This is a genomic window from Streptomyces sp. 11-1-2 (assembly GCF_003595545.1).
Classification (GTDB): Bacteria; Actinomycetota; Actinomycetes; order Streptomycetales; family Streptomycetaceae; genus Streptomyces; species Streptomyces hygroscopicus_B.
The window spans coordinates 4,258,551-4,270,003 of the sequence record NZ_CP022545.1; the positions used below are offsets into that span (position 1 = coordinate 4,258,551).

Below are 11,453 nucleotides of genomic sequence, written 5' to 3' on the forward strand. Positions count from 1 at the left end.
GCGATTTCACGGCTGTAAGGGATCGGGAGCACAGAGTTTACGAACAGGACCGCCCTTCATCCGTCAGACTTGCGCCGGGCGCGCCGCGCCCGGCCCCGGTCCGCCCGATGCCTCGCGCACGCGGCAATGCCGACAGTTCGGTCGTCCGCGTTGACACCCTCACCGGCCTGGTGGTGGGCTCACGCCTATCGGCGCCATACCTACGGGGACCGGCTATCTGGATCGAGGAGAGGCCCGTGCAGTTCGGGGGGAAGAGGCCCAGGGCCGCGGGGGCGACGGCCATGGCTGCCGCGGTCATCGGCGGGCTGCTCGGCGGCGCCCCCGCGGCCGCCGCCGCACCGGTGGACCACGGCTCCCCGGGCACCTCCACACCGGAGCGCGACAGCAGCGACGGCATACCGCCCGTATGGCCGCGCCCTCAGTCGCTGCGGGCACACGGGGCGGAGCTGGCCCTGGGGGACGAGGCCACCCTCATAGCCGACGGCGACGCCGATCCGTACGCCCTGGACGCGCTGCGCGGCCTGCTGCACGACGCGGGGGTGCGCACCGTCGACGAAGCCACGCCCGGCGGCAAGGCCCCGGCGCGCGGACTGGTGGTGCAGGTGGGCGGCCGGGGCGCGAACAGCGCGCTGCGCGCCCTGCGTGCGCGCGAGCGCGGCGACCTCCCGTCCGGCGGCTATCTCCTGGCCACGGGCCCGGTGGAGGGGCGGCCCACGGTCGCGCTGTCCGGCGTCGGCCCCGACGGTCTCTTCCACGCCGTCCAGACCCTGCGCCAGCTCCTGGTGAAGCGGGAGGGCCGGGGCTCCGCCGTCGCCGGGGTGACCGTCCGCGACTGGCCCGGGACGGCCGTAAGGGGCACGACGGAGGGCTTCTACGGCTCCCCGTGGTCGCACCGCGACCGGCTGGCCCAGCTCGACTTCATGGGCCGCACCAAGCAGAACCGCTATCTCTACGCGCCCGGCGACGACCCTTACCGGCAGGCCCGCTGGCGCGACCCCTACCCCGCCGAGCGGCGCGAGGAGTTCCGCGAGCTGACCACGCGCGCCCGGGCCAACCACGTAACCCTCGGCTGGGCGGTCTCCCCCGGCCAGGAGATGTGCTTCTCGTCCTCGAAGGACCTCAAGGCGCTGCTCCGTAAGGTCGACGCCATGTGGGCGCTCGGGGTGCGCTCCTTCCAACTGCAGTTCCAGGACGTCAGCTACAGCGAGTGGCACTGCGACGCCGACGCCGACACCTTCGGCTCCGGCCCGGAGGCCGCCGCCACCGCACAGGCCAAGGTGGCCAACGCTCTCGCCCGCCACCTGGCCGGCCGCTACCCCGGCTCGGCCCCGCTGTCCCTGATGCCGACCGAGTACTTCCAGGACGGCGACACCGAGTTCCGGCGCGCGCTGGCCGGTGCGCTCGACGACGGCGTGGACGTCGCCTGGACCGGGGTGGGGGTGGTGCCCAGGACCATCACCGGCGGTGAGCTGGCCGGTGCCCGGTCGGCGTTCGGCCACCGCCTGGTCACCATGGACAACTACCCGGTCAACGACTGGGCGCAGGACCGGATCTTCCTCGGCCCGTACACCGGCCGCGACCCGGCGGTGGCCACCCAGTCCGCGGCGCTGCTGGCCAACGCCATGGAGCAGCCGACCGCCTCCCGGATCCCGCTGTTCACCGCCGCCGACTTCGCCTGGAACCCGCGCGGCTACCGCCCCCAGGAGTCCTGGCAGGCGGCCATCGACGACCTCGCGGGCCCGGACGCCAAGACCCGCGCCGCCCTGCGTGCCCTCGCCGGGAACGACGCCTCCTCGATGCTCGGCGGCGACGAGTCCGCGTATCTGCGCCCGCTCTTCGACGCGTTCTGGACGGCCCTGGCCGGTACGGACGTGGGGCGGCTGGAGCGGTCCGGGGACCGGCTGCGCGACGCCTTCCGGACCATGCGTGACGCCCCCGAGCGGCTGTCCCGCACGCTGGGCGACGATGTGCGGCCCTGGCTCGACCAGCTGGGCCGGTACGGCGACGCGGGCGTACGGGCCGTGGACATGCTCACCGCCCAGGCACGCGGCGACGGAGCGGCGGCCTGGAAGGCCCGGCTCGCGGTGGAGGCGCTGCGCGAGAAGATCGGGGACAGCAGGGTCACGGTCGGCAAGGGCGTGCTCGACCCCTTCCTCGCCAAGGCCCTGACTCGGGCGGACGCCTGGTCGGGCGTGGACCGGACCCCGAAGCAGGGGCTGCGGACCGGCAAGGAAGACCACGCGGCGGCCGACGGTAAGGCGGCCACGGAGGTGGCGTCCCCCGGCCGCCCGGTCACCGTGCGCTTCGGCCGCAGCCGTCCGCTCTCCGCCGTCTCCGCGCTCACCACCCGGGTCCAGGACGCCTCACCGGGCACCGTGGAGGCGCATGTCCCCGGTAAGGGCTGGCGCAGCCTCGGTGCGCTCTCGGGCAGCGGCTTCACCCAGGTCAGGGCGGCGGACGGGGACAAGGACCTGCTGGCGGACGCGATCCGGCTGAGCTGGCCGACCGGCACCACCCCGCCCGCTGTGCACGAGATCACCCCCTGGTTCGGCGATACCCCGGACGCCGAACTCACGCTGTCCCACAAGACGGCGGACGCGGAGATAGGCGGCGGCGCGGCCGTCGTCGAGGCCCAGTTGGTCTCCCACCGCCCCGGCGATGTGAACGGCGACCTCACGGTGAAGGCGCCGCACGGCATCACCGTGCGCGCCCCCGGCGGGGTGACGGCCCCGCGCGGCGGCGCGGTGACCGCCCGCTTGGAGATATCGGTGGCCCAGGGCACCAAGGCGGGCAGCTACTCCCTTCCGGTCCGCTTCGGGTCGGAGGAGCGCATGCTGACCGTAAGGGCGTTCCCGCGGACCGACGGCCCGGACCTGGCCCGTGCGGAGGGCACCAAGGCGACCTCGTCCGGCGACGAGACCGCCGACCTCCCGGCGTCCGCCGCGATCGATGGCAAAGCGGACACCCGCTGGTCCTCCCGGCCCGAGAACGGCGCCTGGCTCCAACTGGAGCTGGCCCACCCGGCCCGGATCGGCCGCCTTGAGCTGAACTGGCAGGACGCGTACGCCTCCCGCTACCGCGTCCAGGTCTCCGGGGACGGCCGCACCTGGCGCGACGCGGCGACGGTCGCCCATGGGAAGGGCGGGCGGGAGTCGATCGGCATGGACGCCCCGGACACGCGTTTCATCCGCGTCCAGGGCGTCGAGCGCGCCACCCGCTTCGGCTACTCCCTCTGGTCGGTCGCCGCCTACGCGGTCCAGAAGGACTAGGGTCCTCTCCCTTAAGGACTAGGGTCCTCTCCCTTTCGGCTCCCCGGTGCCCGGCCGGGCACCGGGAGCTTCCGGCTCCGGGTCCTACCGGCCAAGGGCGAACCGAGCCGCAAAAAAATGGTGACCCGGGTCTCAGGCAGATTTGCCGTCGATCCGGGCCATGGCGTCTTCCGCGCCGTATGCCTGCAGGTATGGCAGCCAGCGCGGGTCCCTATGCCCCGTGCCGATGATCCGCCACGCGAGCCCCGAAGGCGGCGCGGGTTGATGGCGCAGCCGCCAGCCGATCTCGGCGACATGGCGGTCTGCTTTGACGTGGTTGCAGCGACGGCACGCGGCGACCACGTTTTCCCAAGTGTGCTGCCCGCCACGGCTGCGCGGGACGACGTGATCGACGCTGGTTGCGACGCCACCGCAATACGCGCATCGGCCGCCGTCGCGGGCGAACAGCGCGCGGCGGGTGAGCGGGACGGGGCCGCGAAAGGGCACCCTCACAAAGCGCTTCAGCCGGACGACGCTGGGTGCGGGGATCGCGCGGGTAGCGCTGTGCATCAGGGCGCCTGAGTCCTCGAGGCTGATGGCCTTGTCATTGAGGACGAGTACGAGCGCGCGGCGGAGCGGTACGACGCCGAGGGGCTCGTACGACGCGTTGAGGACCAGGACATGCGGCACGGGGGCCTCCTTGTACGCCGGCGGCGCGTGGCTCGCGCCGGGACGATCTCCCCCAGTTTCCCCTGAACCCTGGCCGGAACGCCACTATCACCGGGTTAACGGTTGAGAGGCATTTCCGCGTACCGCGCGTATACCGCCCGCGCGCGGTAGGGGCGGCGGCCCCTTGACCACCGTCCCGACGGCCTTCCGGCATCCTCGCGCGCGGGGTGCGCGGGCGAGGGGACACCACTGCGGAGTGGCAAGAATCACGGGACCGTCCGAGCGGTGCCGCCGTCCGGCCCCGACCGGGGCAGAAGGTGGAATTGCGGCCTCCGGCCACGCTCATACGCGCCCCCTGAGCACGCTCGCGCGCTCTCGAACACAGGAACGGCGCGTCTCGCGCCCGGCTACTGTGTCAGAGGTTGCGCGCGCGGGTGATCCGTGCGGGCATGTCGCATACGAAGGGTTTCTGCTGTGTTCTGGTCCGCCGCTGCTCTGGCCGCAGACTCGACGCCTCGTCCCACGACTCTCGACGATGCGCATAGGAGCGCCACGAACGCCGCGGGCTGGGTGGAGGAGAACTGGTCCACTTGGCTCGGCACCGGCCTGCGCATAGCCCTGATCCTGATCATCGCCTTCGTGCTCCGGTCCGTCATCCGGCGGGCGATCACCAAGCTGATAGAGCGCATGAACCGCACGGCCCAGGCCGTCGACGGCACCGCGCTCGGCGGGCTGCTGGTCAATGTGGAGCGGCGGCGACAGCGTTCCGCGGCGATCGGCTCGGTGCTGCGCTCCGTCGCCTCGTTCATGATCATGGGCACCGCGGCGCTGATGATCCTCTCCGCGCTGCAGATCAATCTGGCGCCGCTGCTGGCCAGCGCCGGGGTCGCGGGTGTGGCGATCGGTTTCGGCGCCCGCAATCTGGTCACCGACTTCCTCTCCGGTGTCTTCATGATCCTCGAGGATCAGTACGGGGTCGGCGACACGGTCGACGCCGGGGTGGCCTCGGGCGAGGTGATCGAGGTCGGTCTGCGCGTCACCAAGCTGCGCGGGGACAACGGCGAGATCTGGTACGTGCGCAACGGCGAGGTCAAGCGGATCGGCAACCTCAGCCAGGGCTGGGCGACGGCCGCGCTCGACGTCCAGGTCCGGGCCGAGGAGGATCTGGACAACGTCCGCTCCGTGATCACGCAGGTCGGTGTGGACATGGCCAAGGACGAGCCGTGGAACGAGCGGCTGTGGGAGCCGATCGAGGTCCTGGGGCTCGACGCGGTCTATCTGGACTCGATGATCGTCCGGGTGTCGGCGCGGACCATGCCCGGCAAGTCGCTCGGTGTCGAGCGGGAGCTGCGCTGGCGGATCAAGAAGGCGCTGAACGAGGCGGGCATTCAGCTCGTCGGCCGGCCCCTGGACCCGGAGCTGCAGACCGAGGGCGTCGATCCGTCGGCCACCACGGCGGCGCCGTCGGCGCTGTCCAACCCGGACTCGCCGCAGTCCACGGCGGCCAGCCCGCTCTCCTCCCCCGCCGCTCCGTCCGCCACCCCCTCCGCGACGGTGCCGCCGCCCGCACAGAAGTGAGCGCGCCGCCCACTCAAAAGAGGCGTGGCGGACATGGCAGGGCTCCCGCCCCGGGGAGGGACGGGAGCCCGATGAGAACCGTAAGGAGCTCAGGCCCGGCTCAGCGGCGGTGGTGTCCGCCGAACGAGCTGAGGTAGCCGGCCGCGGGGGTGCCCACGCCGGTCACATCGTCGTAGCCCACGACCGCGTGCAGCGAGCTGTCCCGGCCGAGGCTGCGCAGCGAGGTCACCAGCCCGTCGGAGTCGTCGTGGCTGTTGACGTAGTCGACCCGGACCACGCCCAGCGAGACACCGGCGCCCAGCGGGTGGTCGGTCACATCGTGGTACGAGGCGGTGCCGTACCGGTCGTACAGCGACGGGTTGGCGAAGCCGATCGGCTGGCCGCCGCGCGCCTGCTGGGCGAGCGCCTGGACACCGGCGATCACGGGCGCGGCCAGCGAGGTGCCGCCGATGCGGTACTCGCCGTACTGGAGCGATCCGTCCGGGAAGGTCTGCGTCTGGCCCACCAGGAAGCCGGTGTTGGGGTCGGCCACGGCCGCGACGTCCGGGGTCACCCGCCGCTTGGCCGTGCCGCCGTCTGCCAGGGCGAGCGAGTCCGGCACCACTCCGCGCTGGTAGAAGGGCTGGGCGACGGTCTTACTGGTGCCGCCGCCGGCGCCGGAGGTGTACCCGCCGGGCAGCGCGTCCCAGTTGGTGCCGTCGGCCGAGAGGTTGGCCTTGGTGGTGCCCCAGGCGGTCTCCCACTGGTACTTGTCGCCCTTGCCGACGGCCAGGGAGGTGCCGCCGACCGCCGTCACCCACGCCGAGTTGGCCGGGGTGTCGACCTGCTTGGTGCCGGTGGACGCCACGTTGTCGCCGTTGTCACCGGAGGAGAAGTAGAAGCCGATGCCCTCGACCGCGCCCTGCTGGAAGATCTGGTCGTAGGCGGCGGCCACGTCCGGCGTCTCGTTGGCCTCCACATCGCCCCAGGAGTTGGAGACGATGTCGGCCAGCCGGTTGTCGACGACCTTGGCGAGCGAGTCGAGCAGATCGTCGTCGGTGCAGGAGGCTCCGCCGACGTAGACGATGTCGGCCGCGGGCGCCACCGCGTGTACCGCCTCGACGTCGAGGGTCTCCTCGCCGTACCAGCCGCCCGCGTCGCACTCCTCGGTGTTCCGGTAGTCGGCCGGCAGCACCTGCGTCAGCTGGCCCTTGCGGTAGGCCGCATCGCCGTTGCGCTGGGCGTACTCGGCGGCGTCCGCGGCGATCGTCGGCGAGGCGAAGGCGTCGGTGATGGCGACGGTGACGCCCTTACCGGTGTTACGGCTCTTGGCGCCGTAGGCGGCACGCAGCTGCTCGCCGGTGTACCCCTTGATCGCGTACGGCTGCTTGGCGCCGTACGCCGACGGCAGGCTCCGGTTGGTCCGGGAGCCGTAGGAGGTGGAGAACGGCCCGGCGTTCTTGAAGACCGGTCCGGGGGGCGGGAGGGTCTCGTCGTGCTTGACCCGCTTGGGCGCGTTGTCCAGGCCGACGACGGTCAGCACGGCGCCATGGAGCGAGGCGGGCACAGTGGCCGCGTTCGACGGCGCCCGGTAGACCGTGCCGTCCTTGGTGTAGTTGCGCAGCTGGGTGCCGAACGCCCGCTCGGCGGCGGCGACTTCGCCGGTGACGGACAGATAGTGCTGGTTGCCGCCGGTGACGTCGAGCCCGGAGCCCTTCAACCAGGCGGTCACGGCGTCCTTCTGTTGCCGTGTCGCTCCGAAACGTGCCTGGGTCTGCCGGATCGAGAGATACCTGCCGTAGTCCGGCGAGGAGGGGTCGGACACGGCCTTCGCGTAGTCGGCCAGCCCCTTGGCGTCCCGTCCGGCGAGGTACACGCGGGCGGTGACCTTATTGCCGTCATCGGTGGCGCCGCGGTCCGAACGCACCGTCGCCCAGGTGGGCTTGGTGCCGCTCAGGGTGTCACGGCTCTGTGGTGCGGAGTCGGCCTGGGCCGTGGGTATGCCCAGTGCCAGCGCACCGGCCACCAACGGCAGCGCCGCCGCCAGCCCCAAGGCCGTGCGCTGTCTGGAACGGGCCGCGCGCTTCCGGGAAGAAGATCTCACCAAACCCCCTGCGATACGAGTAGTCGCATTCCGGTGGGGGCCGGCGATCACAGCCACCCCACCGCAGGCCACTCTTACGGTGACTTGTCCATGCCAGGTACATGCGAGATCCATCTCTTCGCCAAGAACCCGCCAAGGAAAGCCCACTCATGACCCATTGACGCCACCCCGGTCCGCCCCCTAGCTTGCTGTTCATCAATAGGAAACTTTCTTAACAGAGTGAGGACGGGGGCAGCACATGGCCGCACCACCCGGCAGCAGCACGCAGGGCGGCACGCCCGGGACTCCCCGCGTCCTCCGCGCCATGAACGACCGCGCCGCACTGGAACTGCTGTCCGCACACGGGCCGCTCACCCGGACCCGGCTCGGGGAGCTGACCGGGCTGTCCAAGCCCACCGCCTCCCAGCTACTGACCCGCCTGGAGTCCGTCGGCCTGGTCCGCACGACCGGCAACGTCACCGGACGGCCGGGGCCCAACGCGCAGCTTTACGAGATCGATCCGGCCGCCGCCCATGTGGCCGCGCTCGCCGTCGACCAGGAGGGCATCACCGCCGCCGTCGCCAGCATCACCGGCCAGGTGGCCGGTGAGCACCGGGTGACGGCCCCGGCGACCGACGAGAGCGTGACCAACCGGACCGGAGAGCTGGTCGCCGAGGCGGTGGACGGCGCGCTGGCCGCCGCCGGGCTCGGCCGCGACGATCTGCACTCCACGGTGATCGGCACCCCCGGCGCGCTCGACCCGCGCACCGGGAAGCTGCGCTACGCCCCGCATCTGCCCGGCTGGCAGTCCCGCACCCTGCGGGACGAGCTGGCCGAGGTGCTGCACACCCCGATCGTCATCGAGAACGACGTCAATCTCGCCGCCATCGCCGAACAGCACCACGGCACCGCCCAGGACTTCGACGACTTCGCGCTGGTCTGGGCCGATGAGGGGGTCGGCGCGGCCATCGTGCTCGGCGGCACCCTGCTGCGCGGCGCCACCGGCGGGGCCGGGGAGATCGGCTATATGCCGCTGCCGGGCGCCCCGCTGGCCCGGGGCGGGCCGAACGAGGCCGCCCGGCCGGACGGGGGCGGGGGGTTCCAGATGCTGGTCGGCTCGCCCGCCGTCGTGGAGCTGGCCCGTGGCCACGGGATCGACGCGCCCACGGCCACCAAGGCGCTCGCCGCCGCGCTGCGCACTCCCGGCGCGGGCGACGAGGTGCTGACCGAGCTGGCCCGCCGGCTGGCCACCGGGCTGGCCTCCGTCGTCGCCGTGGTCGACCCGGAGCTGGTCGTCCTTTCGGGTGAGGTCGCCCAGGCCGGCGGGGAGCGCCTGCGTCAGCTGGTCGAGGCGGAGATGACCGGTCTCGCACTGCCCCGCCCGCAGTTGCGGATCAGTGAGATCGAGGGGGATCCGATTCTCATCGGCGCACTGCGGACGGCGGTCGCCGATGCCCGTCAGACCGTTTTCGATACCGCCCGATTCGACGCCTGATTCACCGCCCCACTCTCCCCGTACGTCCTCGTTCATCATCCGGCGCCCGCACCGCCGCTTCCCCCTGCCGTCCCCCCGTACCGCAGTAAAGGAAGTCCCCCATGCCACGAAAACTGGCCGCTCTCGCGTCGGTGCTGAGCGCCGGCGCCCTCCTCCTGACGGGCTGCGCCAATCCCAGCACCGGCAGCGCCGAGGACGATCCGACCAAACCCGTCACGCTGAAGTTCTGGCACGGCTGGTCGGAGAAGAGCGAGGTGAAGGCGATCGATGCCGGCATCGCCCGGTTCGAGAAGCTCCACCCCAATATCAAGGTGAAGGCGACCGGGAACGTCACCGACGCCACCGTGAACCAGGCGCTGCGGGCCGGTGGAAGCGACGCCCCCGATGTCGTCTCCTCTTTCACCACCAACAATGTGGGGCAGTACTGCTCGTCCGGGATGTGGGTGGACCTCAATCCGTTCATGAGGAAGACCGGGCTGGACAAGGCCAAGGTCTTTCCGAAAACGCTGCTGGACTACACGAGCTACGAGGGCGACCAGTGCGCCCTCCCACTGCTCGCCGACGCGTACGGCATGTACTACAACAAGGACGCCTTCGCGGAAGCGGGCATCAAGCGGCCGCCGCGCACCATGTCGGAGCTGCGGCGCGACGCCGTCAAGCTGACCAAGCGCACCAAGAGCGGCGGCTATCAGCGGGTGGGGTTCATGCCCAATTTCCGGCTCTACCAGAACAGCCCGGACCGGCTCTTCGCCCAGTGGGGCCCGTCCTATTTCAACAAGGACGGCAAGGCGCGGCTGGCGAAGGAGAAGGCGGCCAAGGAGTTCTACGCCACCACCCGGGAGCTGATCCGGAGCCAGGGCGGCTATGGCCCGCTGGAGACGTTCCGGACCTCGTTCGGCGATGAGATGTCGTCCCAGAACGCCTTTCTCACCGGAAAGCTCGCCATGCATATGGACGGCGAATGGCGCGGGCTCTTCATGAAGGGCGCGAAGTTCAAGTGGGACACCGCTCCGCTGCCCGTGCCCGACGACCGGCCCGAAACCTATGGCCGGGGCTATCTCACCGGCACCGTGGTCGGCATCGCGCACAGCAGCACCCACCAGAACGCCGCCTGGGAGCTGGTGAAGTTCCTGACCGCCAACACCGATCAGGTGGTCGCCTTCGCCAACGCCATTCACAATGTGCCGTCCACCAAGGCCGCGCTCACCTCCCCGAAACTGGACTCGGATCCCACCTTCCGGGCCTTCCTCGATATCGCGCAGAACCGCTACAGCACCGCCCTGCCGCCCTCGATCAACGGCGGTCAGTACGTCACCTCGCTGCAGGACTTCTCCTACGGCGTCGAGGCGGGCAAGGTGCACGATCTGGACGCGGGGCTACGGAAACTCGATGACGAGATAGACGCCGACAATCTCCAGGCACAGAACTGACGGAGTGCGATATGGCCACCTTGACGAACGCCCCCGCTCTGCGCCGCAAAGCACGGCGAGAGCGGCTGCGCACCCTCGGTTTTCTCTCCCCCTGGCTGGTCGGCTTCACCGTCTTCTTCGGCTATCCGCTGATCGCCACCGTCTACTTCTCGTTCATGCACTACAACCAGATCGAGGCCCCGACCTTCGTGGGGCTGCGCAACTGGCGTTATGTGCTGGAGCAGATGCCGCTGTTCGGACCGGCGCTGTGGAATACGCTCTGGCTGGTCGTGGTCATGGTGGCGCTGCGGGTCGTCTTCGGCCTGGGCATCGGGCTGCTGGTCACCAAGATCAAGTCCGGGGTGGGATTCTTCCGCACCGCCTTCTATCTGCCGTATCTCGCCCCTCCGGTGGCGGCCACCGTCGCCTTCGTCTTTCTGCTCAATCCCGGTACCGGCCCGGTGAACGACATCCTCGGGACTATCGGGATCCACGCGCCGAACTGGTTCAACGACCCGGCCTGGGCCAAGCCGTCCCTCGTGCTGCTCTCCCTGTGGGGCATCGGGGATCTCATGGTCATCTTCATGGCGGCCCTGCTGGATGTGCCCAAGGAGCAGTACGAGGCGGCCGAGCTCGACGGCGCCGGGGCGTTCCACAAGTTCCGCTATGTGACCTGGCCGTCGATCACTCCGATCGTGATGTTCGCGGTCGTGACGGGCGTCGTCCAGACCATGCAGTACTACACCCAGGCGCTGGTCGCCGGAAAGCTCGCCTCCGGGGTCAGCGTCGGGCCCGGAACGGTCATCCAGCCCGGCTATCCCGACCACTCCACGCTCACCGTGCCGCAGCTCGTCTACTCGCTCGGCTTCCAGAACTTCAACACCGGAGCCGCCTGCGTGCTCTCGCTCGTGCTGTTCGCGATCGCGATGGCCGTGACGACGCTGCTGATGCGCAAGCGCGCCGGACTGCTGTCGGCCGAGGACTGAGAGGAC

Annotated in this window: 7 protein-coding genes; 5 read left to right on the forward strand and 2 right to left on the reverse strand. The window is 70.8% G+C overall.

The genetic code is table 11. The features are described 5' to 3' along the window. Positions 1 to 281 precede the first annotated feature (281 nt). Complete coding sequence (locus CGL27_RS18155) at positions 282 to 3,269, forward strand: beta-N-acetylglucosaminidase domain-containing protein (RefSeq protein ID WP_162953018.1); 2,988 nt, start codon at positions 282 to 284, stop codon at positions 3,267 to 3,269. 132 nt (positions 3,270 to 3,401) lie between these two features. Here CGL27_RS18155 and CGL27_RS18160 read toward each other — a convergent pair whose 3' ends face one another. Further along, positions 3,402 to 3,938: an HNH endonuclease gene (locus CGL27_RS18160; RefSeq protein ID WP_078641449.1), complete on the reverse strand. Its 537-nt coding sequence runs from the start codon at positions 3,936 to 3,938 to the stop codon at positions 3,402 to 3,404. Between the two features lie 453 nt (positions 3,939 to 4,391). On the opposite strand from CGL27_RS18160, the gene CGL27_RS18165 reads away from it, so the two are divergent. Further along, entirely contained in the window at positions 4,392 to 5,495 is a 1,104-nt protein-coding gene (locus CGL27_RS18165) for a mechanosensitive ion channel family protein (protein WP_119988443.1), read from the forward strand. Between the two features lie 100 nt (positions 5,496 to 5,595). On the opposite strand, the gene CGL27_RS18170 is transcribed toward CGL27_RS18165, so the two are convergent. Next, the gene (locus CGL27_RS18170) at positions 5,596 to 7,578 is read right to left on the reverse strand and encodes a S53 family peptidase (RefSeq protein WP_240450543.1); all 1,983 of its coding nucleotides are present in this window, start codon (positions 7,576 to 7,578) and stop codon (positions 5,596 to 5,598) included. 238 nt (positions 7,579 to 7,816) lie between these two features. Here CGL27_RS18170 and CGL27_RS18175 point away from each other — a divergent pair, with 238 nt between their 5' ends. The 3 genes from CGL27_RS18175 (at position 7,817) to CGL27_RS18185 (ending at position 11,447) form a co-directional block, all read left to right on the forward strand. Beyond that, entirely contained in the window at positions 7,817 to 9,052 is a 1,236-nt protein-coding gene (locus tag CGL27_RS18175) for an ROK family transcriptional regulator (protein WP_119988449.1), read from the forward strand. 101 nt (positions 9,053 to 9,153) lie between these two features. Then, positions 9,154 to 10,482, forward strand: a complete 1,329-nt coding sequence (locus tag CGL27_RS18180) for an extracellular solute-binding protein (protein ID WP_078641453.1) — start codon at positions 9,154 to 9,156, stop codon at positions 10,480 to 10,482. An 11-nt stretch (positions 10,483 to 10,493) separates the two neighbouring features. Beyond that, positions 10,494 to 11,447: a sugar ABC transporter permease gene (locus CGL27_RS18185; RefSeq protein WP_078641454.1), complete on the forward strand. Its 954-nt coding sequence runs from the start codon at positions 10,494 to 10,496 to the stop codon at positions 11,445 to 11,447. Positions 11,448 to 11,453 lie beyond the last annotated feature (6 nt).